Source organism: Arthrobacter pascens (assembly GCF_030816475.1).
Taxonomy (GTDB): domain Bacteria; phylum Actinomycetota; class Actinomycetes; order Actinomycetales; family Micrococcaceae; genus Arthrobacter; species Arthrobacter pascens_B.
Genome location: NZ_JAUSXF010000001.1, coordinates 2,173,479 through 2,195,950, shown reverse-complemented (window position 1 = coordinate 2,195,950; position 22,472 = coordinate 2,173,479). Strand labels below are relative to the sequence as shown.

Genomic DNA, 22,472 nt, shown 5'->3' with positions numbered 1-22,472 from the left:
ATCAGTTCGACGTCTCAAGGTCACGGCAGGCTCGGTAAAGATCCTTCCACTCCGGACGGTTCCGCACGATGGTCTCCAGGTACTCCTGCCAGATGACCCTGTCCTGCACCGGGTCCTTGACCACGGCACCCACCAGGCTGGCCGCCACTTCCTGGGCACGGACGGTTCCGTCGCCAAAGTGCGCGGCCAGGGAAAGCCCGTTGGTCATCACCGAGATGGCTTCCGCGGTCGACAGGGTGGCCGACGGCGACTTGATCGTGGTGCGCTGATCCTGGGTTACTCCCGCGCGCAGTTCCCGCATGATGGTGACCACCCTGCTGATCTCCGAGAGCGAGGCCAGATCAGCAGGGAGTTCCAGGGACGCGCCCAGGCTGCGGACCCGGGTAGTGACAATCTCCACCTCCTGGTCCAGGGTGTCCGGGAGCGGCAGGACGACGGTGTTGAAGCGGCGCCGCAGCGCCGATGACAGCTCGTTAACGCCCTTGTCCCGGTTGTTGGCTGTGGCGATGACGTTGAATCCCTGGCGCGCCTGGACTTCCTCGTTCAGCTCTGGGATCGGGAGGACCTTCTCACTGAGGATCGTGACGAGCGAATCCTGCACATCTGACGGGATGCGGGTGAGTTCTTCCACGCGTACCACGCTTCCCGTCTCCATCGCGCGCATCACCGGACCTGCGACCATGGCGGCCCGGGAGGGGCCGTCGGCGAGCAGCCGCGCATAATTCCAGCCGTACCGCAGCGCCTCTTCCGGCGTGCCCGCCGTGCCCTGCACGACAAGCGTGGATGTACCCGAAATGGCGGCAGCCAAATGTTCACTGAGCCACGTTTTCGCGGTGCCCGGTACCCCCAGCAACAGCAGCGCCCGGTCCGTGGCGAGGGATGCCACGGCGATTTCCACCAACCGCGCCGAGCCCAGGTACTTGGCGCTGATCCGGACGCCGTTCGGCAGCGTACCGCCGAGCACGTAGGTGGCCACGGCCCAAGGAGACAGGTGCCAGTTCGGCGGCCTGGGCCGATCATCCGCAGCAGCCAGCTCCCTGAGTTCGTCGGCGTAGGCGTGTTCGGCGTGGGCGCGAAGCACGTCGGTGGGGGACTGGGCATCGGTCATCGGAAGGCCTTCGTCAGCGATTGTCGGAATGATTGGTACTGTACGACATCACGAAGCACGCGGCGCCGCGGGGCCTCGTCGTCGGGACGCTCGAGCTGCCGGCGGCACTGATCGGCCGCCTCGGGCGGAAGCGCCACAGGCAGGACATCGGCCAGCATCCCGGCGAGTTGGCCCCCTCCTTTGGCGGTGATCAGCCGTAGTGCTTCGGAAGTCAGTTGAGGACCCCACGGCCGGGGCATATCCCGCAGCAGCGGAACCAGCGACATGGGCTCCGCGCTGCCACCGCGGATATGCCGCACCAGCGAGTCCTCACGCTCGCCGGAGGGAAGGGAATGAAGCAGCCGCACGTCCCTGCGGACATCGAACAAGGCCCGCACCCATTCAAGGTCGCCCCGCAGTACGGCGGTGGCAAGAATAGCGTTGACCACGCGGGTTTCACCCTCAAGCATGGCCAGCGTCGCCGCCGGATTGCGGCCGGCGGCCGTCGTCCACACGTCGAGGGGAGCGCCGCGGATGATCGTGTCCAGTCGGCCGAGCCTGTCGGGCTCGCCGCTGCGGGGGTCCGCCGCGATCCCGTCGCGCAGGGCGGCAGCATCCGGTTCAGCTGGCGTGTCAATTTCGAACTTCTTACGGAGCAACCCTTTCATGCCCAGCAGCGGGCGTAGCCGGGCGGCCATGCGGCCCGCGCGGGCGCTTGAGGGCAGCCTGTCGAGCAGGCTGGCGGCCACCTCTCGCACGCTCTTTGCCTTGTCGTCCAGCGCCCTTTCCAGCAGGTCCTCGTCGTCAGGCTGAAGGCCGATGGCGAACGCGCCCAGATCGGCGGCGCGTTCGCGGGCGCTCAACGTGTCCCATCGGGTCCGGAGCAGATCGCGGGCGGCCTGCGGGTCGCTGCGGCGGAGACGTTCGAGTTCCATTGTGGCGTCAGCGCTGCCCAGCTCGGCCCATTCGGTCCCATTCCCGGGAGGCAGCCCGGAATCCGCGGGCCGGGTGAGGTGCTGAAGCCATAGGCCACGTATCCCGATGGCCGGGTGCAGGTGCTCAGCCACGCCCTGTTTCGTAGCTGCCAAGGTCAGCAGGGCCGGGATGAGGCGGTGCGGGACCCGCAGTCCGGACTCAGCGGCGAGCTGCAGCCAGTCGGTCACCAGCTGGTTGCGGAGCTCCAGACCGACTGGAGGCTGGGTCAGGAGCAGGTCCAGCAGGTGGGCTGCCTGCCCGGAGGCTTCCGGGGCGTCGTCCGGGGGCGCCGGATCAGGCAGGCGTGCGGTTTCCGCCCTGTCCGGGCGGCGGGCGGCACGCGTGACGACGTCGGCCAGGGCCACCTGGTCCAAAAGGAACTCTTCAGGAGGCAGGCCCTCGGGCGGGCGAAATCCAAGATCCGGCGGCGGAAGCGGCGCAGGATGCCGCCCTGTGCCGAGGAGCCCGGACGTACGAAGCTCGTCCAACCATGTCATGGCGTGACCACCCGCTGGCCGACGACGACGGACAGCGGCCGTACGCGGCCATCCTCCAGTTCACCGAACACGTCGACGGGATGGCCGCCGGTAAGTGTCAACAGGGATTCCAGGGGCGCATCGACGAGGGGGAGGGCGTCGCCTGCCGGGTCGCGCAGCCAGCCACCATCCCCCAGACAGAAGCGGACCCCGGCGAGCAGCACGGGGTGGCGATCCTGCCAGGGCGAGAGCGAGACCGCCGCGGATTCCATGTCGAGCGCTTGGGCGATGCTGCAACCATCACCGAGGCTCCTGGCCAATCCCCGCGGGACAGGAGGACCGGTGAACATTCCGCGCTGTGGTGCGGAGCCGGGATACTGTACGAGGGTGGCATCCAGCTCCGCCCCCGCCAGCCGGGGCGTAGCCAGTGCCTGGCCCTGGGCAGCAAAATCGAGCACGACGACGACAGTTCCGTCCGGTCCGCGAAGCCAGGTCCGTTGTTGCTGGAGCCGCCCCTCGTCGCTCCGGCAGGCCCCGAGTACAAGCCATGGACCGGGCAGGGCCTCGCTGGCCAGAATCTCGGCGGAGGCCCTGGCCCAGCCGACGGCAGTCCTGAGATCGGCCACCTCCCGGGGCGTTAGCTCATCCCTCATGCGCCAGGCTTTGGTCAGGGCCCACCAGCGTCCGGCATGGAAGAGCAGATGGTCGGCCCAGTCCGCACGGGCATGCACATCCGACCCCATGGCCCTGACTTGCTCGGCCAGGCCGGGGAGCTGTGCGTCAACCAGGCGGGCAGCCACGCCGTCCCACCAGCTGTATGGCTGGTTACGGGCGGCCGCCAGCCCCGTCCGTGCCAGATCGGTCAGCCACCGGGCGAAGTCGAAGATCCCGGCATCCATCAGGGCCAGGCGGTCGGCCTGCCGTCTGGCCTGGGCAACCGGGTCTGCCTGCTGCCCCTGCTGCCCTTGGTGGCGGCGCTCGCGGGTGGCCACGCGATCCCCCCGCTGGTCCACCCACTCCTGCGCATAGCCGGCGGTCTCGGCGCTGACCTCGGCGGCCTCACCCCGGGCCCACAGAAGAAGCAGTGCCAGCGCGTGCTTGCACGGGAACTTCCGGCTCGGGCATGAGCACCGATACGCCGGGGCGGCAATGTCAACACTCACCTGGTAAGGAGTCCTTCCGCTGCCCTGGCATTTGCCCCAGACCAGGACGTCATTGCTGCCGGTATCGGACCATGGTCCAGGACGTGCCAGCTTGCGGGCAGCCGCCAGCGAGGATTCATCGGGGGCGGCGCCGATCACCTTCTCCTCGCTCCAACGCACCATGATGCTCATTGTGCCTGATGCCTCGGGTGCCGCAAGAGAGGCCCGAGCCGGCGGTGTGTTCCGCGGATCACGTCGTACAGATCCTTGCGTCCAAGCGGTGATATCGATATCATCTGGGGACCCGTTGGGGCAGCGTGAACAATACTTCTGAAAGGGCTCCACAACGGGCAGACTTTTCGGTGAATCCGGCACCGCCGACTACGTGGCGGGCAGCCTTTCACCCGACCACCCTGACGTGCGGCTGCCGCAGAATCCATGACCCTTCCGGGATAGCCTTTCACTGTCAGGTCGATGCTGAACTACGGGGACAATCATGAGGATTTCCAAGGACGACCGCCCGCCCGTCATTGCCGACGTTGCGAGGCTGGCCGGAGTTTCCGTTCCCACGGTCTCCCGGGTACTGACGGGCAACATTCCGGTGAGCGAGGAGCGGCGGAATCGGGTGCTGGCGGCGATCAAGGAGCTGCAGTATCACCCAAGTCCACTCGCCCGGGCGCTCAAGAGCGGCAACCGGACCATGATCGCCATCTTCGCGGCAGGCACCGAAACGTACGGTTACGCCTACACGATCGCGGGGATCGAGGAGGCCGCCAAAGCGGCCGGCTACTCCATTGTCATATCCGCCGTGAAGTCCGCGGACCCAGCGGATGTTCAGGCCGCCGTCGAACTGGCCCTTCAACAGCAGCTTGCCGGAATCATTGTCCTGGATTTCGATCCTTCGGCTGCCGAAGTTCTCAAGCAGCTGCCGGGAACGGTTCCGATTGTTGCGGCGTCAGGATTCCCGGCGGGCCAGCCCGGGTTCCCGTACGCCTTCATCGACGAATATGCGGCAGGGCGCGAAGCCACTGAGCATCTGCTGGAACTCGGACACCGAACGGTCCACCATCTTGGACTCTTCCCCCTCAGCCAGTTTTCCGGCCGATACCAAGGCTGGAAGGATGCCCTCACTGATGCCGGGATAGCCCCTCCTCCCGTGCTGGAAGCCTCCCGCTCGGCACTCTCCGGCTACGATCAGGGGCTTCGCATCGCGGCCGATCCGGATATCACGGCAGTTTTCTGCTCCAATGACGGCCTTGCCATCGCCGCCCTTCGCGCATTATTGGAGAACGGTGTCCGCGTCCCGCAGGATGTGTCAATTGTTGGTTGGGACAACCAGCCTTTCAGCCAATTCACCTGGCCGGCGCTAACCACCGTATCCCCGGACTTCAAGGGATTGGGTCACCGGACCTTCGGCCTGCTGCAGCAGAGCCTGGCGGGCCCTGAGGCCGTTGCCGACTCCACCGCCGTGCCACGGCTGATGGAACGCGAGTCGACAGCCCCGGTCAACAAACGCCGTCGGCATCATCCGGCACAGACGCCCTGAGCGAGGCTTTCAGCAGGGAATGCCGGCGTCCTCACTGGCTGTGACGGCGATGCGGCGGCGCTGCCTGGTCCTCTGCGGGCGGGCTGACTAGCTACTCGCCCTCCGCCTTCAGGAGCCCTTCGTTGCTTTGCGTTTGGATTGCTCCGCCGGGATTGCGCAATCCCAAAACAGGCTCTATCCTGATATCGATATCAGTGACGGCCGTCTCAACGTGGATTTATAGCTTTTCCTTTCCATTGGCCGCCAACCTCCCGCCGTCCGGACTCCTTGACACAGTGCGACCTGGAGTTCCATATTTGGGGATAACGTTTTCCCGGAACAGCCACTAATGGGTCTCCAGGACCAGGCTCTGTGCCATGACGGCACTCCAGCCCCCGGACCCCGAAACTTCAACTTCTACATTCAAGGGAGAGTGCCATGCAGGAAAGCATGACAGCTCAACAAGGGAAACCTTCGCTCAGTGACGAGTCCTCCCGTAAGCCCAAAAACAGGCGTTCCCGCCGTCACAGCGGCCGCGGATCCGGGGTTCTGCTCCTGCTGGCGGCGCCGGGGATCGTGTGGTTCCTGGTCTTTGCCTACGCCCCGATGGCCGGCCTGGTCGTGGCGTTCAAGAATTTCAGCGTCAGCCAGGGGATTTTCAACAGTCCGTGGGCCGGCTTGGACAATTTCAAGTACTTCATCGAAAGCGGGGATGCCCCGGCCATCGTCCTGAACACGCTGGTCCTGAATGTCCTGTTCCTCGCGGCGACACTGGCGGCGGGCCTGATGCTGGCGATCATGCTGAACGAACTGCGCGCCCGTGTTTTCAAGAAGTTCATGCAGTCGGCGATCTTTTTTCCATACTTCGTGTCCCCGATTGTCATCAGCATCATCCTGCAGGTAATTCTGGCGGGCGCCGGTGGGCACGGGGGAGCAGTCAATGACGCCCTCGGCATTTTCAGCCTTCCTGAGGTCAGCTGGTACACCGAAGCGGGGCCCTGGCCCTGGATCCTGACGATCGTGAAGGTCTGGCAGCTGGGCGGATACATGTCAGTCATCTTCCTCGCGGCCATTACCGCCATTCCGGAGGACGTCTACGAAGCCGCAATGCTCGACGGTGCCAGCCGCGCCAGGATGGCAGTGTCCATTACGCTGCCGCTTCTCAAGCCAACGGCAGCCATCCTGATTGTCCTCGGCGTCGGCCGGATCTTTTACGGCGACTTCGGCACCATCTTCGCCATCATCGGTGACAACGGCACGCTATTCTCCACCACGGACGTCATCGACACCTACGTATTCCGTTCACTCAGGACCATCGGTGACTTCGGCACCACCGCGGCTATCGGCCTGTTCCAGTCGGTGGTCGGGTTCATCCTCGTCACAGCGGCGGTGCTCCTCCAGCGCCGCTACTCCAAAGAAAGCAGCATCCTGTGAGCACCTCCACAACCCCAACAGTGGTCACGCCCAAGGAGCCGTCGGCGGCCAACAGCCTGCAGTCACCGAGGCAGCACCGCCGGGTGTCCAGGGGACAGGGCACGACGCCGGATGCCCGGCTGAGCGGCCGTCAAAAGTTCACCCGGATCGAACCGTTCACCATCGCCAGCTATGCCGGGGTCACGCTCTTTGGGCTATTTGCCCTGATTCCGTTGTGGATGATTGTGGCGGGTTCCCTGACCGCTGAATCCACGTTGGCCCGCAGCGGCTACAGCTTTTTCCCCGAACCGTTCTCACTGGACGCCTACGCCGCCATCTTCAGCGGCACGGCGGTGTTCCAGGGATATGCAGCCACACTCTTCATCACCTTCGTGGGGACCGCCCTGTCGCTCTGCGCCACAGCGTCCCTGTCCTGGGTCATCGCCCGCCGGATGCCGCGGATCAGCAGGCCTCTGACGATCTTCGCGTACCTGCCCATGCTGTTCTCCGGCGGTCTCGTTCCCATGTACCTGCTGGTCACGCAGGTCCTGCAGCTGCAAAACAGCTGGTTCGCCGTCATCCTTCCGCACATGATGGCTCCGTTCCTGGTGTTCGTGGCGGTCAGCTTCTTCCGCCAGCTTCCCGAAGAAATCCTGGATTCGGCCAAGGTGGACGGAGCCGGCGAGCTTCGGGTCTTCTTTGAGATCGTCCTGCCGCTGTCCAAACCGATCCTGGCCGTCATAGGGCTGTTCTACGCCGTGTCCTATTGGAATGAGTGGTTCACGGCAATGCTGTTCATCTCGGATCCGGACAAATACCCGCTCCAGCTGATGCTTCAGAACCTCATCGCGAACGTCACCAACGCGACGATGCTGCCGGGTTCAGGTTCGGTAGCGCCGATCTACCAGCTGAGGCTGGCACTGACAGTGGTGACCATCGGGCCCATCCTGCTCGCTTACCCGTTCGCCCAGCGCTATTTCGTCAAGGGCCTCACGCTCGGCGCCACCAAGGGCTAGGCCAACCCTCACAGCCTCTGTTCATCCTCATTGCTCCACCTTCATCCTGCATAAGTCATAGCTCCGGCCACCTCAGGTGCCGGCGTACAAAGGAGTGCACTCATATGATCCCCAATCCAGCAGTTTCCCGCCGCGGTTTCCTTGGCCTGGCCGGCGGCCTCAGCGTCGCCGCAGCACTGGCCGGATGCGGCACATCCGGCGGTTCATCGACTGGCGGGCCCGTCTCGGGGACCTCCACCGCCATCCTGCCCAGCACCGCTCCGACTACCTGGAACGCCGTTCTTGCCAAGGTCAACAGCAAGCTCAAGGGCGATCTGGGCTTCGAGCTGGATGCCCAGTTCATCAACTGGTCCAACTACCAGCAGCAGTCCCTGCTGAAGTTCACCGCGGGGGAGAAGTTCGACTCCGCTTTGCAGGCCCTGTGGCTGAACATGGCGCAGCTGCAGCAGAGCGGATCCCTCGCCGACCTCACCAGCGAAATCCCCAAGTATAAGAACCTCAGCGCCACGCTCCCGAAGAAGCTGGTGGAATCCAACAGCTGGGACGGCAAACTCTGGGGCATCCCGCAGGTGAACAGCGCGGCCCGAGTCCAGCACTTCGTCATCCGCCAGGACCTGGCGGACACCCTGGGCTTCTCCACCATCACAGATTTCGAGCAGCTTGAGCGCTTCTTCTACGCCGTGAAGCAGAAGAACGACGGCACCGTTGCCTACGGCGCCGCGTCCGGCAGCGGATACCTCCATGCGATGCCCATGCCCACCGGAATGTTCAACGCCGCCACCTGGGACAACCCGGACAGGATCGCCCGTGCGTTCAGCGGCAAGGGTATGTTCTTCCTCCTGGCCAAGGACGCGGCGAAGACCGGATCCTCGGCGCCCACGCCGTTCTGGGACGACGAGGGAGTAGTGGATGCCCTGCGCCGAACCAGGAAGTACTACAACGACGGGATCATCAACGCGGACGCCATGAACACGGACGCTGCGACCCTGAAAAGCCAGTGGACCGCCGGGAAGTACGCGGCAGGGTGGGCTATGACCGACGGCACCTCCAGCAACACCCTCACCACGCTGCAGAAGGCTGTGCCCAAGGCGGCCCTCGCCAACATCATGCCGCTCAAGGGCGGGCTGTCAGCAAAGCCGAACCAGACATTCCAGGCAGACAACCTCGTGGTGGTCAACTCCAAGGGCGGCAACCTGGACCGGACCATGCAGCTGCAGGACTGGCTCTCCATCAAGGAGAACCACGACCTCATCTGCTACGGCATCGAGGGCACCGACTGGGAACCTGTCGACGGCAACAAGTTCAAGCCGCTCAACGACTACGCCTTCCCCGGTTACGCCCTGGCCTGGCGGTCCAGCCTCGAGCGAAAGTCCATGTCGATCAGTGCCAGCGAAGAGAAGATCTTCGACTGGGCACAAAACTTCGACAACTTCACCGTGGACCCCTTCGCCTCCTTCGTCCCGGACACGACCCCGGTGAAGCAACAGGTTGCCGCCATGACCAACGTGATCACCCAGTTCGCCAATCCGCTCTTCTACGGCGTGGTCGACGTCGACGACCAGCTCGACAAACTGAAGAAAGCCGCCGACGGCGCAGGCGTTGACAAGCTGCAGGCCGAAATGGAGAAGCAGGCCAACGCCCACCTCAAGAAGCAATCCTGACCCGGCAACTGACAGTAAAAGAATCTACAGAGAGGACTGGCGTGCTGTCCTATCGATTGTTGCTGCCTGAGACCGGGGCCAGAGCCACGGTGGTCGCCATCCATGGACTGATGGAGTCGGCCGAATGCCTGGAGGCCGCCTTCCCGGACTGGCTCTCCCGCGGGTGGGCCGTCCTGGCCGTCGATCTCCGCGGACACGGCGGCTCGCCCCGCTGGTCTGACGAGGATCTGCAAAAACATCCCGGCGACGTCATGGTTGACGATGTCCTGGAGCTCCTGCTTGCGCCGGAGCTCCGAAGCCTGGCGGACCTGCCGGCACTCTATTACGGGCATTCCGCGGGAGGGTCGGTGGCCGGTGCCGTCGCGGCCGCCGCGCTGTTACGGGAGCCTGCCGGATTTCGTCCGGCAGGCGTCCTCCTGGAGGACCCGTTCTGGCGGCTCCCCGTCACGGCGTTGCAGGAGCGCAGCGTTGCCGAACAGGCGTATGAGCACCTTCTTGGCGTCCAGTCGCGGACAGCAACCGAACGCGCCGCGATCAGGAGGCTTGAGTGGCCGGACTGGAACGAGGCAGAGATCCAGCGCAGCTGCAAGGCCCAGGAAGAATGCGACCCCCGCCTCGTGCTCAATGGGAACGTCATTCCTCTGACGCCATGGCCGGAACTCATTTCCTCCTTGACGGCGTCCGGGGTTCCCATGCTGATCATCACGGGGACGGTCAGGACCGGGATCACAGCGGAGCACCAGCGGGTGGCCCGTTCCGCCGGCGCACACGTGGAAGTTTTCGACGGCGCTTCGCACTTCATCCGCCGGGACATGGAGGAAAGGTTCACCCGGCGGGCCGCGGTCTTCTTTGCCGACGCATTGGTTATGCAGGCCGGACCGGCAGCGAAGCATGTCGCCATGACAGTCATGGCGCCAGCCGACCTTTTCTCCAAGCTCATGTCCCCGCACGCCATCAGCTCGCTGTCGCAGCTCGTGGACCTTCGCGGCCCGGTTTTCGAAGACTTCTCGTCGCCGGAAGCACAGGCGGCCTTGTCCGACGTCGAGATCCTCATCACCGGCTGGGGATGCCCGAAGATCGGTCTTGACGTCCTGGAAGCGGCTCCGAACCTTCGGGCCATTATTCACGCCGGCGGGGTCATCGCCGACAAGTTGCCGCCCCTCCCCGCCGGGCGGAGCATCTCCGGTTCCAACGCCGGTGACGCCAATGGCCGCCCTGTTGCGGAATACACCCTGGCCATGATCCTGCTGGCCAACAAACAGGCTTTCGAGAGTTCGCACGTGTACAGGCAGCGCCGCACCAGAATCGACCGGGAACAGGAATTCCCCAAGGCCGGAAATTACCAGAAGACGATCGGCCTTGTCGGGGCATCCCGCATCGGCCGCAGGGTCGCCGAGCTGCTCCAGCCCTTCCAGCTCGAGGTGCTGGTGTACGACCCGTATTTGAACGCTGCCGACGCGGCGGCCCTCGGAGTGAAACTGCTGCCGCTGGAGGAGCTGATGTGCACAAGCGACGTCGTCTCCCTTCACGTGCCCGTGACACCCGAGACCACTGGACTGATCGGCGCCCAGGAGCTGGCCCTGCTGAGGGACGGTGCCACCATCATCAACACCGCCAGGGGCGAGGTCGTGGACCAGGAGGCGCTCGAGGCCGAACTGGCCTCCGGACGAATCAACGCGATTCTCGACGTCGCCGTGCCTGACGTACTTCCTCCCGGACACGTGTTCTACGACCTGCCCAACGTCTTCCTGACACCTCATATCGCGGGATCGATGGGCACCGAGCTGCTCCGGATGGGCGACCATATCGTGGCCGAGCTGGAACGTTACGTCTCCGGGCAGCCGTTCGCCTACCCTGAGGAACTTTCCTAAGTAAGCCAATCACGCCGCTTCATTGGGGAAGCGGCGTTTCAGTGCATTGTGACTACAAGGAGCCTGAAATGAAGACCGAGAAGATTGAACTGAGCCGGCGCACACTTTTACAGTCTGCCGGGATCGCGGGGGCGTTGGCCGGCGTCTACCAGTTTGCGTTCATGGATGCAGCACGGGCGAGCCCCTCTGTGAATGCCGCCTATGGCCCGTTCACCGAGGGATCAGTGCCGGGACGTACCCTTAGCCATCCGGGCATCCTGCATCGAAGCGAAGACCTTGACCGGATGCGGACGGCGGTGGCAGCCAAGGAGTCTCCGATGTACGACGGTTTTGTTGCCATGGCCGCCAGCCCCCGGTCCTCGTATTCCTACACCGTGCAGAACACCGGCCAGATCCAATCGTGGGGCCGGGGACCGTCAAACTTCACCAACCAGGCCGTGGGCGACGCCGCTGCCGCCTATCAGAACGCGCTGATGTGGGTCCTCACAGGGGACCGCCGCCATGCCGACAAGTCGCGGGACGTCCTGAACATCTGGTCGGCCAGCCTCCGGTCCATCACGGGGGCCGACGGGCAGCTGGGGTCAGGACTTCAGGGCTTCAAACTGGCGAATGCTGCCGAACTGCTACGCCATTCAGGGTACGACGGCTGGCCGGAGGAAGACTTTCAGGCGTGTGTACGCTCGCTGCGGACCGTCTGGTACGAGTCTCTCTCCGGCTACGCGCTTTTTGCGAACGGGAACTGGGACGAAGCCGCGCTGCAAACGATCCTCGCAGTGGCCGTCCTGAGCGATGACAGGGTGATGTTCGAGAACGGGCTGCGGTTCGCCGCCTATGGTGCCGGCAACGGGTCCGTGCTGCACCGCATAGTCAACGAATCCGGCCAGGGGCAGGAGAGCGGCCGGGACCAGCCGCACGAACAACTTGGCCAGGGCCTGCTCGGATACTGCGCGCAGATCGCCTGGAACCAAGGCGTGAACCTGTTCGGAATGGCAGGCAACCGGATCCTGGCAGGCTTTGAATACAACGCCCGCTACAACCTCGGCTTTGACGACGTTCCCTTTGTCGCCGACCTGGACCGGACCGGCAAATACCTCAAGGAAGCCGTATCACCGACGGGGCGCGGGCAGTTTCGTCCCATTTATGAGCTGGCCTACTCCCATTACGTCAGCCGGCTGGGCATGTCCGCCCCCAACACCACCGCCGTTGTCTTTCGCGGGACCGGCGGCTCCAGGTTCATTGAAGGCTGGCATGAAGATGACCCGGGCTGGGGAACATTGACCTACGCCCGCCCCGCCGCCAACGGCGGTGGTGTTCGGGGCGGACAGACGTCGATCCCCGGCGTTCCCAGCGGCCTGCGGGCAGTCGGGACCGGCGACGGCGTGACGCTTTCGTGGGTGGGTTCGGTGGACCCCGTCAGCGGGGCGTCGGTACAAAGCTACAGCGTCAAACGGGCAGAGGGTTTTGACGGCACATTCCAGGTGATCGCCTCCGACGTCCCCGATCCGGAATATGTGGACCGGACAGCGCGTCCCGGCCGTACGTACTATTACGCCGTCACGGCCACAAATGCCGCCGGAACCACTGACGATTCTGCGGCGGTCGCAGGCACAACGGGACTGCCGGAAGGCTGGGAATCCGCGGCAATCGGTACGCCGTCCGGAGCCGGGGACGCGGTCTTCGACGGCGAGCGCTTCGTGATCGAAGACCGCGGAAGCGACATCGCCGGAAATGCCGACAGCTTCCGGTTCACGTTCACCCGGCTTCCCGAGGAATCCGTGGTCACTGCCCGGATAGTGCATCCGCTGAGCTCGCAGTACGCCAAAGTCGGTGTAATGATCCGCTCATCGCTCGATCCGGGGTCCGCCCATGCCGCCATGCTTCTGCAGGGCCTTCCGCTGCATACCTGGAGCGGGGTCTGGACTACGCGGGCAACGACTGCCGGCGCCAGCAAAGGCACCGGCAGCGTTCCGGTGCCGCCCAGCCAGCAGCAGTCAATCACCGTCAAGGCCGGATTTCCGATCAGGGATCACGGTTCGCTGCCCGAATCTGCGACTCCTTTAACAGCCCCCTACGTAGAAGGCGCCGGCGACGGATACCGCCTGCGCAAGCCGTACTGGGTTCGGATCGTCCGGCAGGGAAAACGGGTTACCGGATCGATTTCCCCTGACGGCGCATCGTGGACGGAAGTGGGCTCGACCCAGCTGGATCTTCGAGGTGATGTCTACGCCGGCCTCGCCAGCTGCTCCTGTCTCGGAGAGATGGAGACGGGGACATCGGTTTTCGACAACGTCACGGTCGGAGGCTGGTCAGTATCAAGACCAGGGGGAACAGCCAGCGGGTTCTCCGCCGGAGCGGGTTTGTCCGCGGTTGAGCTGTCCTGGAGCGACCCTGATCCGGCCGCCCGGTACGTCGTCAAGCGGTCAGAGTCGCCCGGCGGGACATTCAAAGCGATAGCGGCCGACGTCGGCGCTGTCGGTTTTGGTGTGCACCTGCGGTATTCGGACCCCACCGGTGTTCCTGGCCGCGATTACTATTTCAAGGTTGCCAAGACAAACGTCGCCGGCGAAGGTCCGGAATCTGAACCCGTGCCGGCCCGCATGCCGGAGGCAGTAAACCCGGTCCTGCAGGGTCCGGCCGAGACCTTCGCGACCTTCGGAACCCTATTCGAATACCTGATCCGGGCAACGCCCTCCGCAGGCCGCTACTGGGCACGGAACCTTCCGCCTGGCCTGGTCGCCGACCAGCGGAGCGGTCTTATCTCCGGCATCCCCAGGCAGGAGGGCGTGTTCGACACGACCGTGGGCGCCGACTCCGCGACAGCACCCCTGAAGATCACAGTAGGAAAGGCTCTCCCTGCTCCCTGGAGCTCCAATGATTTTGGCGATTTTGTGCTGGACGAGCGTACCCTCGGCGTGGCAGGCGTTGTTGCCGTGTATGCGCCTGGCACCGCCCATGAGAGTTCCGGACAAGTTGTGCTTCGCGGGGCCGGGCCCGGACTGAACGTCAACAGCCAGGGAATGGTCGCACATGTGGCGCATCAAACGGTGCAAGGAGACCATACAATCACCGCAAGGATCGCGGGCCGGGCAGATGCCGGATCCGGGTCCCGCGTCGGCGTCATCATGACCAAATCCCTCTCCCCGTTCGACCTTATGGCGGCAACAGTGACAACGCCCGGCGGAGGCGCTGAATTCGTCCGGCGCCCCGTCGTGGCCGGCCGTTCCACCATCAGCGCGGGCGGCACGGGATCATGGGTGCGGCTGGTCAGGAGAGGGACGCTATTCACGGGGTCAGTCTCAGCAGACGGCATCACGTGGACCGACCTGCCCGGGCAGGACCTGACGGACTTCGGGGACGCGCCCTACTACATCGGGCTCATGGTCTGCTCCGGGGACCAGCGCAGCCTGACGACCGGAGCATTCGAGGGTGTGGCCATCTCCTGACGCGGGCGACGGCGGTCAATTCCGCGGCTGCGGCGGCACAGATGTCCGCCGCAGCCGCGACAGCGAGGAGACCAGCGCGTATCCTGCTGCTTCATGAAGCTGTTGATCCTCCTGGGCATTGAGGGCGTTTTGATCCCGGCCGCCCGCGAGGCCGGGCCCGGGCCTGCCCCCGAGCCGGCCCTGTCCGACACCAGGGCCGCCCTGGTGGCCAGGCTGGGAGCGCTGGGACGGATCGCCTGGGTGTCAACCTGGCCGGCAGAGCAGACACACAGGCTGGAGAAGCGGCTGCAGTTGCCGGCTGCGCCGTTCCGGGTCCCGCTCTTGTCAGGGACACTCGACGCGACAGATGCCGCCACACCAAAGCTCCGGCCGGTGAGCCGGTGGCTGGCCCGGATGGAAGTCCAGGGCGAAGCGGACTGGGATGCCGTCGTGTGGATCGACGACATGTTCGGAGCCGATGCGGGGGAGTGGGCACACCGGTACGGCCGGCCGGTCCTGCTGGAGAAGCCGACGCCGGCTCAGGGGCTGACGGAAGTCCACGTCGTGGCGGTCGAGGTCTTCGTTGCTGGCATCGCCGGAGACTGAGAGGATCAGTTATGCCCGACCGACTGATGCTGCTCGACACTGCTTCGCTGTACTTTCGCGCGTTCTACGGAGTGCCCGACACGATCCGCCGTTCCGACGGCACGCCTGTGAACGCTGTCCGCGGCCTGCTCGATATGATCGCGCGGCTCACGACCGACTACGGGGCGACGCATCTCGTAGCCTGCTGGGACGATGATTGGCGTCCCCAGTGGCGGGTTGACCTCCTCCCGACCTACAAAGCGCATCGGGTCGCGGACGTTGTAGCGGGCTCACCTGATGTGGAGGTCGTGCCGGACGCGCTTGAGGCACAGATTCCGATGATCCGCCGGGTCCTCGATCTCGCCGGAATCGCCGTCGTAGGAATGCCTGAGCATGAGGCCGACGACGTCGTCGGCACCTACGCCAGCCATGCGGGGATTCCCGTTGACGTCGTGACAGGCGACCGGGACCTCTTCCAGGTCGTCGACGACGAACGCCAGGTCCGGGTGATCTACACGGCGCGGGGCATGAAAAACCTCGAAATCGTGACCGACGTCGTCGTCGTCGGCAAGTATCGGGTGCTGCCCGAGCAGTATGCAGACTACGCGACCCTTCGCGGCGATGCCTCGGACGGGCTGCCGGGGGTTGCCGGCATCGGCGAGAAGACCGCCGCGTCGCTGCTCGGGGAGTTCGGCACGCTGGAAGGGCTGCTCGAGGCGGCCTCGGACGAACGAAGCGGCCTGTCCGCACCCGTGCGAGCGAAACTCGCTGCGGCCGCCGGCTATCTCAAGGTCGCGCCCGCCGTCGTGAGGATCGTACGTGACCTGCAGCTGCCGACACTCGACGACGCGGGCGCACAACTGCACCCCATCGTTGGTGATTCGCGCGCCGAACTTGAACGGCTCCGCACTGACTGGAACCTCGGCGGCTCAGTCACACGGCTCCTCGAAGCGTTCGACGCGCGTCACTAGCGCACGTCCCTAACCCGTGTTGCCCGACGCCTGGAGCATCCGGGCGACCTCTTCCCGGAGCTGCTTTTTGTTGATCTTCCCGACTTTCGTGGTCGGAATCTCGTCGACAACCACAAGCTTCTCCGGAATCTTGAAGGCAGCAACACCGGTGCGGCGCAAACTTTCCTGCACGTCAGAAAGCGTCAGTGCGGTGCCCGGTTTAAGCGTGACAAACAGGCAGAGTTTTTCACCCAGCAGTGCATCCGGCATGCTGACGGCAGCAGCGAGCGTGACGGCGTCGAGCCGGTACACCAGGCTTTCGATCTCCTCGGCGGAGATCTTCTCGCCGCCGCGGTTGATCATGTCTTTGTCCCTGCCCTGCACCACGAGGTTCCCATCCGGACGGCGTTCGACGATGTCGCCGCTGCCGTACCACCCGTCGGGAGTGAAGGCTCGGGCGTTGTGCTCGTCAGCCCGGTAGTAGCCCCGGGGTGTGTATGGTCCGCGGGTGAGGATGGCGCCGGCGACACCATCCGGCAGGTCTGTTCCCGACTCATCCACAATCCGTATTTCATCCGCCTCCGAGACCGGGCGTCCCTGGGTCGTGCAGACCACGTCTTCAGGATCGTCCAGCCGGGTCATGTTGATCAGGCCTTCTGCCATTCCAAACACCTGCTGGAGGGTGGCACCAAGGACCGGCTTCACCTTCCGCGCAATCTCGTCCGCCAACCGCGAGCCGCCGACCTGCAGAACTTCAAGTGTTTCCAGCTGATCCGTTTCCTGCCTGTCCGTTTCCTGCCTGTCCGTTTCCTGCCGGTATTCCAGCCAGCGTTGAACCACTGCCGGTACGGCCGTGCACAGCGTCACTCCTTCTCTTTCGATGGCAGCGAAGGCCTTTCCGGGTTCCGGGCTTGGCAACATCACCACCCGGCCTCCTGCGAACAGGACGCCGAGGATCCCCGGGCATGCCAGGGGGAAGTTGTGGCTGACGGGCAGGGTTCCCAGATAGACAGTATCCGCCGTGACATTGGTGACCGCTGAGGTGGCTTTGATGTTGTAGGCGTAGTCGTTGTGCGTGCGGGTGATCAGCTTGGGGAGGCCAGTGGTGCCGCCGGAGAGCAGGAAACAGGCAGTGTCATCGCCGGCCGGCGCAGCGGCGTCGAACTGCTTGCGCGCATTAATAGGGTCGCCGCCCGGGGCAAGCAGGGCGTCAAGGTCAACGTTGCCCTGGTCAACGCGGCCTGAGACCAGGACGTGGGACATCGCGGGTGTACCTGCGGCAATGTGCTTGGCCAGGTCCTGGTGGCTGAAGTCCTTGATGGTATCGCGCACTGCAATCGCACGGGACTCGGACAGCTCGGCAAGGTAACTGAGCTCGAACTGCCTGTGGGCCGGCAGGGCCATGACCGGGACGATTCCTGCCCTGAAGCAGGCCAGGGTCAGGACGGTGAACTGCCAGCAATTGGGAAGCTGAACGAGGATCCGGTCGTCCTGCCGAAGGCCAAGATCCAGCAGCCGCCCCGCGGCCGCATCCATCCGGTCGGCGAGTTCCCGGTAGCTGATCCTTGCATCGCCGTCGACGAGGGCTGTGCGTTCCGGGAACCGGTCTGCTGCTTCCAGGATGTAGGCGCCGAGGGGTTTGTCTTCCCAGTAACCCTTGGCCCGGTACCTCGCTGCATCTTCCGGGGGCCAGGGGACCGCTCCATCGCGGGTGTGGCTGGTCATATCGTTTTCTCCTCAGCAGTAATGACGACGGCGTCAAGCGCAATGAGACCCGCAGAGGTCAGGCGCAGCGGATTGATTTCGATTTCTGCGATGCCGTCGTCGGACAGCAGCGCACCGCCAAGCCTGACCAGGATGCCTGCAAGCTCGGCCGGGTCCAGCACCGGACCGTTGCGGAAACCCTTGAGCAGGTCCTTGGCCTGGAGGTCCTCAGCCATGGCGGCAGCGGCGCGCTTGCTGAGCGGAACTGTCCGGATAGCTACGTCGGCGAATGCCTCGGCGGCGGTTCCGCCGAGGCCGAGCACGATGACGGGACCGAACACCGGATCGCGCCGGGCACCGACGATGAGATCCACCCCGTGCGGTGCCATGCTTTCCACCAGGAATTCCGTGGCGCCGGCTGCCTGCAGGGAGTCCAGCGCGTCGTGCAGGGATTCCGCTGATGTGATGCCGAGGTGGACGCCGCCGATGTCTGTCTTGTGCAGGATTCCGGCATCCACCAGCTTGACGGCCACCGGCGCCCCCAGGTCGGTCAGGGCCTGCTGGGCAGCCGGCCTGTCAGCGCAGCGCCGCCTCGGCGGGGTAGCTATTCCCAGCGCCCCGAGAAGCTCCTTGCACCGGATTTCGTCCCAGGGTCCCTGGATATCAGGAAAGGCTCCAAACGCGGCAGGCGAGTCGTGCCGCTGGAACTGCGCGCGGGCGTCCTCTACGAGCGCCACCAGTCCGCGTGCCAGCGCCGTGGGACCCGAGAGCAGCGGAAGGCCCAGGTCCCGGGCAGACTTTCGTGAACGGTCGACGTCCGAGTCAGGTCCGTCGACGCCGACCAGGACGGGCAGCGAGCCCGTGATGCCGGATGCGGCGATCGAAGCAGGCAGGTCCGCAATGGGCTCGGTCAGCCCGTAGACGGCCAGCAGATCCACCGAAGGATCAGACGCGACGGCGGAGACAATCCTGTCATAGCCGGGACCGGGCCGGCCCGTGTCCACGGGGTTCGCCTGGAAGGTCAGCGGGGGCAGCAGGCTGCCAATGGCCGCCTGGGTTTCGGGGGAGAGCCGGGGAACACCGACTCCGGCGCTGTGCAGCGCATCGGCGATGAGGAGGCCCGGTCCTGCCTGCCCGCTGATCAGCCCGACGCCGGGGTTTGCCGAGGGCTTGAGTCTCTGGCCGGTCAGCGCTGACGCGGCCTGGACCAGTTGGACCTCATCGTCGACGAGGACGGCACCCGCCTGCTTCAGTGCGGCCCGCGTGGTCCGCCACGACGTTGCGAGGGCCCCCGTATGGGACTGCGCGAACTCCGAGACGTCATTCTGGCCGACAACCAAGGCAACCAGGGGCTTACGGGCAGTGATCCGGCGGACAGCATCAAGCAGGGCCGGACCGTCCGCCACGTTCTCAAGGTGCAGTGCCACGGCCTTGGTTGGTTCGTGGGTGATCAGATAATCCAGGACCTCGGGAGCTGTGATATCAATGCCCGCCCCGATACCGATGCCCAGGCTGACACCCACCCCTGCCTTGTCGAGATGGAAGGCCAGGACGTGGTTGACGCCGCCGCTTGCTGCCACGACGGCGACGGAACCGTCGGTGAGTGCTGCCACTCCAGGGACGAAGCTGGCCCTGAGGGAACGGTCCGGAACGAAAAAGCCTGACGTGTTGGGACCCAGCAGCCGGATGCCTGTGTCCTTGAGTGCCTCGACAAGCTGGCGTTCATTTTCGGCCCCGGCTTCGCCTGCTTCAGCGAAGCCGCCGGCGCAGACGAGTGCGGCCTTGACGCCGCTGGCTGCGCATTCGCGCAGGGACTGAGCCGTGGCTGCAGCGGGAACGCACAGGACGGCGAGGTCCAGAGGGACCGGTGATGCCGCTGCCGCGTCCGCCACGGAGGAGTACATGGAGCCGTCGGCGTTGCGGCTGTTGACGAGCGCGACAGGGGAGGGGTACGCGGCCAGGGATTCGGCCATTGCCGCCCCTAGCTTCCCGGGACTTGCGGACGCGCCGACGACGACGATTCCGGCTGGTTCGAAAAGCGGGGACAGGTTATGCATCAAATGCCTTGTCTGAATGGAAGGCGGGCGCTTCGTTGATGGCTACGGCGTCAGCCCGGCCCGACAGAATCAGGGTGACGGCGGGCGCCGTATCGGGATCGTCATTCACCATGATGCTTGTGAGGCCCCGGGCGAGCCTGGCCTCCTCGGAAAGCAGGGAGCGGGTGAAGGGGTTTCCTCCGGCGATGACGACAAAAGCGGGTGTTCCTGACAGGTTTTCAAGGACTGCGTCGAGCCCGTCCTCAGTGTCAGGAGCGGTGATCAGCAGCCCCGTGGATCCGCTGGCTTCCTCGGGCACCTCTGTCAGGGGCAGCTCCTGTGCGCCCGCTACCAGTACGGGCGTGCCTTGGCTGGTCGTGAGGCGCAGGAGGCGGCCGTCGAAGGACACCGGACCGGCCTGAAGCGGAGTGTTCAGCGGATCGGCGCCATGGATTTCCTTCCATTCCTTCTCAGCGGCGTCCACCAGTTCCGGGTCGCGCTGGCGGATCTTCTCGATGTCGATGCTGCGGGAGAAGAAGTGGAAGGTGAACTGCAGGGGTTCGAAGGCCTGGTAGTAACGGCTAAAGTGTTCCCACCAGCTCAGGCTGGGCCGCGCGGAATTCTGGATCTTGGCGACTTCGGGCTGGCGTTCCGCCTCATAGTTCGTCAGGGCGAGCTCGAGGTTGCCGGCATGGGCGGCCACCTCCCGGGCGAGGACCACCGCGTCCTCCATGGCCATTTTGGTTCCGGAACCGACCGAAAAGTGGGCGGTGTGCACTGCATCACCGAGGAGGGCAACATTGCCGCAGTGCCAGGTCTTTGTTTGCCGGGTCCGGAAGTTGGCCCAGCGGGAGTTGTTGGCGACGAGCGGCTGGCCTTCGATATCTTCTGCGAAAAGCTTCTCCAGGTAGCGTTGGGTTTTGGCGTCAGACGGCCCGGGAGGCTGGCTGACGTCGAATTCGTCCAGGCCCGCTTTCCGCCATGTTTCCTGATCGGTCTCGACGATGAAGGTGCTCAGCTCGTCGCTGATGGGATAGGCATGCGCGGCAAAGTTTCCGTGTTCGCTGCGCCGGTGGATGAACGTCAGTCCGTTGAACAGGTTGGTGGTTCCGAACCAGATGAACTTGGCCGTGGCAGTCTCGGCTGTGTGGCCCAGGGCTTCCCCCAGCTGCTCACGGGTCAGGGAGTTCGCGCCGTCTGCTCCAACGATCAGGTCGTATTCGCCAAGTTCGTCAAGCCGTGGCGCCACCTGGCCGAAGCGCATGTCCACCCCCACCTGGGCTGCGCGCTCCTGGAGGAGTCTGAGGATGGTCTTGCGGTGGATAGCAGCCATCCCGTTACCGCCAAAGGACCTCCGGTCGTCTTTGAGCCACACCTCGATGCTGTCCCAGTGCTTCCCGAAGTTCTTCAGCCCATCCCTGAGCACGGGGTCGGCCTCATTGATCCGCCGCAGGGTAGCGTCCGAGAAGACGACGCCGAAGCCGAAGGCGTCCGAAGCCTGGTTGCGCTCAAAAAGCACGACGTCGGCTTCCGGCATTCTCTGTTTGAGCAAAGCCGTAAAGAACAGTCCGCCTGGACCGCCGCCGATGCAAGCTACGCGAATCGTCATCGATATCACCTCTGGGAATAAGAAACGTGCTGTCGCCCATCAGTATGTAACGAACTGGCGGGCAACGTCAATATCATGTTACATGAGCACCTCCCGGCCCTGCTCGACAGGCTGGCCGATGACACTCGATACGAAGTCCGTTGCGGCCGGCCCGAGCTGGCGGTGTACCGCCCCGAACAAGGCGTAAGCCTGACTGCTGGGCCAGTCCTCGGGCTGGAGGCCCCCGGGCAGATGCGGATCGCGAAAGGGAAAACGGCGGAAGTCGCCGATGACGTGCATCCGTTCGATTAGGGCGGTACGGCCGTCCTTTTTCGCATTTGCAGCCTCGTCATCCAGCGGGGCGTAGGCGCGGATGAAATGCCGGTAGTCAGTACCGAGTTGCTCCAGATCCCAGCAGCGTGCAGCCAGATCCCTGTCCTGGTCGAGGTCGTCGGTGCCGCACCAGAGGACGTCGATCTTGGCAAGCGGATACTCTCCGGCCAGGTCGCGCGCTTCGGTTAGCAGATCGTGAGGGGCCAGCCACGTCGAGGGTGACAATTGGCCGAAGCCGTGCCATGCGAGCCGCTTCCGCAGCTGCTCGCGGACCGCACGTTCCGCTTCCGGAACCTGGTAGATGACCATGGTCCAGCGGCCCTGCCAGCTCTCATCGCGATGGCGGAAAATCCGCTCGCGGCCCTCATCCAGGACCTCCAGCATGTGCGGAGTGAGGGAGTATACGGTTTCACGGCCTTCGCGCCGGGTGGTGAACCAGCCCTCCTTGCGGAGCCGGGAAAGATTGACCCGGACTGTTGCCGCCTCCACTCCGAAGACGGCGAGAAGCTCGGTGATGTCAGCCAGCCTGACCTCACTCCCGGCATAGCGCAGATAGTCTCCGAAAAGGTCCAGAATCAACGCTCTGGGCTTCCACTGCATAAGGCTCCTTCAGTTTTGGGCGACGATGCGACCGGCAGGACCGTGAACTTGTAACAGCTCTATTGACGACCAACATCTATATGTTACA

General features: G+C 64.7%; 15 protein-coding genes. 8 read left to right on the top strand and 7 right to left on the bottom strand.

Features of this window, described 5'->3' with window-relative positions; translation table 11 throughout:
- Position 1: 1 nt before the first annotated feature.
- The 3 genes from QFZ40_RS10100 to QFZ40_RS10090 are packed head-to-tail and all read right to left on the bottom strand — an operon-like array spanning position 2 to position 3,872.
- Positions 2–1,108, bottom strand: coding sequence for an ATP-binding protein (locus QFZ40_RS10100; protein WP_306904203.1), 1,107 nt, complete (start codon positions 1,106–1,108; stop codon positions 2–4).
- Positions 1,105–2,559, bottom strand: a complete 1,455-nt coding sequence (locus QFZ40_RS10095) for a DUF5691 domain-containing protein (protein WP_306904202.1) — start codon at positions 2,557–2,559, stop codon at positions 1,105–1,107. Before QFZ40_RS10095 ends, QFZ40_RS10100 begins: the two co-directional genes overlap by 4 nt.
- Positions 2,556–3,872 carry an SWIM zinc finger family protein gene (locus QFZ40_RS10090; RefSeq protein ID WP_306904201.1) on the bottom strand — a complete coding sequence of 439 codons (1,317 nt, stop codon included), beginning with the start codon at positions 3,870–3,872 and terminating at the stop codon, positions 2,556–2,558. Before QFZ40_RS10090 ends, QFZ40_RS10095 begins: the two co-directional genes overlap by 4 nt.
- A 304-nt stretch (positions 3,873–4,176) precedes the next feature.
- Here QFZ40_RS10090 and QFZ40_RS10085 point away from each other — a divergent pair, with 304 nt between their 5' ends.
- From QFZ40_RS10085 to QFZ40_RS10050, 8 genes are all read left to right on the top strand, one after another.
- The gene (locus tag QFZ40_RS10085) at positions 4,177–5,226 is read left to right on the top strand and encodes a LacI family DNA-binding transcriptional regulator (RefSeq protein WP_306904200.1); all 1,050 of its coding nucleotides are present in this window, start codon (positions 4,177–4,179) and stop codon (positions 5,224–5,226) included.
- Positions 5,227–5,655: 429 nt separating this feature from the next.
- A complete protein-coding gene (locus tag QFZ40_RS10080) occupies positions 5,656–6,639 on the top strand; it encodes an ABC transporter permease subunit (protein WP_306904199.1) in 984 nt (327 codons plus the stop codon).
- Positions 6,636–7,634, top strand: coding sequence for a carbohydrate ABC transporter permease (locus QFZ40_RS10075; RefSeq protein WP_306904198.1), 999 nt, complete (start codon positions 6,636–6,638; stop codon positions 7,632–7,634). The genes QFZ40_RS10080 and QFZ40_RS10075 overlap by 4 nt, the downstream gene beginning before the upstream one ends.
- A 104-nt stretch (positions 7,635–7,738) precedes the next feature.
- Positions 7,739–9,295 carry an ABC transporter substrate-binding protein gene (locus QFZ40_RS10070; protein ID WP_306904197.1) on the top strand — a complete coding sequence of 519 codons (1,557 nt, stop codon included), beginning with the start codon at positions 7,739–7,741 and terminating at the stop codon, positions 9,293–9,295.
- 41 nt (positions 9,296–9,336) lie between these two features.
- Positions 9,337–11,166: an alpha/beta fold hydrolase gene (locus tag QFZ40_RS10065; RefSeq protein WP_306904196.1), complete on the top strand. Its 1,830-nt coding sequence runs from the start codon at positions 9,337–9,339 to the stop codon at positions 11,164–11,166.
- A 68-nt stretch (positions 11,167–11,234) separates the two neighbouring features.
- Positions 11,235–14,609 (top strand): alginate lyase family protein, encoded by a 3,375-nt coding sequence (locus QFZ40_RS10060; RefSeq protein ID WP_306904195.1) that lies wholly within the window; start codon positions 11,235–11,237, stop codon positions 14,607–14,609.
- Between the two features lie 93 nt (positions 14,610–14,702).
- A complete protein-coding gene (locus QFZ40_RS10055; protein WP_306904194.1) occupies positions 14,703–15,194 on the top strand; it encodes an HAD domain-containing protein in 492 nt (163 codons plus the stop codon).
- A gap of 11 nt (positions 15,195–15,205) precedes the next feature.
- A complete protein-coding gene (locus tag QFZ40_RS10050) occupies positions 15,206–16,144 on the top strand; it encodes a 5'-3' exonuclease (RefSeq protein WP_306904193.1) in 939 nt (312 codons plus the stop codon).
- Between the two features lie 9 nt (positions 16,145–16,153).
- On the opposite strand, the gene QFZ40_RS10045 is transcribed toward QFZ40_RS10050, so the two are convergent.
- The 4 genes from QFZ40_RS10045 to QFZ40_RS10030 form a co-directional block, all read right to left on the bottom strand.
- On the bottom strand, positions 16,154–17,848 hold the full coding sequence (locus QFZ40_RS10045) for a (2,3-dihydroxybenzoyl)adenylate synthase (protein WP_306904192.1): 1,695 nt from the start codon (positions 17,846–17,848) through the stop codon (positions 16,154–16,156).
- Positions 17,845–19,884, bottom strand: coding sequence for an acetate--CoA ligase family protein (locus QFZ40_RS10040; RefSeq protein WP_306904191.1), 2,040 nt, complete (start codon positions 19,882–19,884; stop codon positions 17,845–17,847). The genes QFZ40_RS10045 and QFZ40_RS10040 overlap by 4 nt, the downstream gene beginning before the upstream one ends.
- On the bottom strand, positions 19,877–21,472 hold the full coding sequence (locus tag QFZ40_RS10035) for an FAD-dependent monooxygenase (RefSeq protein ID WP_306904190.1): 1,596 nt from the start codon (positions 21,470–21,472) through the stop codon (positions 19,877–19,879). Before QFZ40_RS10035 ends, QFZ40_RS10040 begins: the two co-directional genes overlap by 8 nt.
- A 78-nt stretch (positions 21,473–21,550) precedes the next feature.
- On the bottom strand, positions 21,551–22,384 hold the full coding sequence (locus tag QFZ40_RS10030; protein WP_306904188.1) for a PaaX family transcriptional regulator: 834 nt from the start codon (positions 22,382–22,384) through the stop codon (positions 21,551–21,553).
- Positions 22,385–22,472: the final 88 nt, after the last annotated feature.

Coding starts and splice junctions, on each gene's coding strand:
- QFZ40_RS10100 (WP_306904203.1), bottom strand. CDS start 1,108: ATGACCGATGCCCAGTCCCCCACCGACGTGCTTCGCGCCCACGCCGAA.
- QFZ40_RS10095 (WP_306904202.1), bottom strand. CDS start 2,559: ATGACATGGTTGGACGAGCTTCGTACGTCCGGGCTCCTCGGCACAGGG.
- QFZ40_RS10090 (WP_306904201.1), bottom strand. CDS start 3,872: ATGAGCATCATGGTGCGTTGGAGCGAGGAGAAGGTGATCGGCGCCGCC.
- QFZ40_RS10085 (WP_306904200.1), top strand. CDS start 4,177: ATGAGGATTTCCAAGGACGACCGCCCGCCCGTCATTGCCGACGTTGCG.
- QFZ40_RS10080 (WP_306904199.1), top strand. CDS start 5,656: ATGACAGCTCAACAAGGGAAACCTTCGCTCAGTGACGAGTCCTCCCGT.
- QFZ40_RS10070 (WP_306904197.1), top strand. CDS start 7,739: ATGATCCCCAATCCAGCAGTTTCCCGCCGCGGTTTCCTTGGCCTGGCC.
- QFZ40_RS10060 (WP_306904195.1), top strand. CDS start 11,235: ATGAAGACCGAGAAGATTGAACTGAGCCGGCGCACACTTTTACAGTCT.
- QFZ40_RS10055 (WP_306904194.1), top strand. CDS start 14,703: ATGAAGCTGTTGATCCTCCTGGGCATTGAGGGCGTTTTGATCCCGGCC.
- QFZ40_RS10050 (WP_306904193.1), top strand. CDS start 15,206: ATGCCCGACCGACTGATGCTGCTCGACACTGCTTCGCTGTACTTTCGC.
- QFZ40_RS10045 (WP_306904192.1), bottom strand. CDS start 17,848: ATGACCAGCCACACCCGCGATGGAGCGGTCCCCTGGCCCCCGGAAGAT.
- QFZ40_RS10040 (WP_306904191.1), bottom strand. CDS start 19,884: ATGCATAACCTGTCCCCGCTTTTCGAACCAGCCGGAATCGTCGTCGTC.
- QFZ40_RS10035 (WP_306904190.1), bottom strand. CDS start 21,472: ATGACGATTCGCGTAGCTTGCATCGGCGGCGGTCCAGGCGGACTGTTC.
- QFZ40_RS10030 (WP_306904188.1), bottom strand. CDS start 22,384: ATGCAGTGGAAGCCCAGAGCGTTGATTCTGGACCTTTTCGGAGACTAT.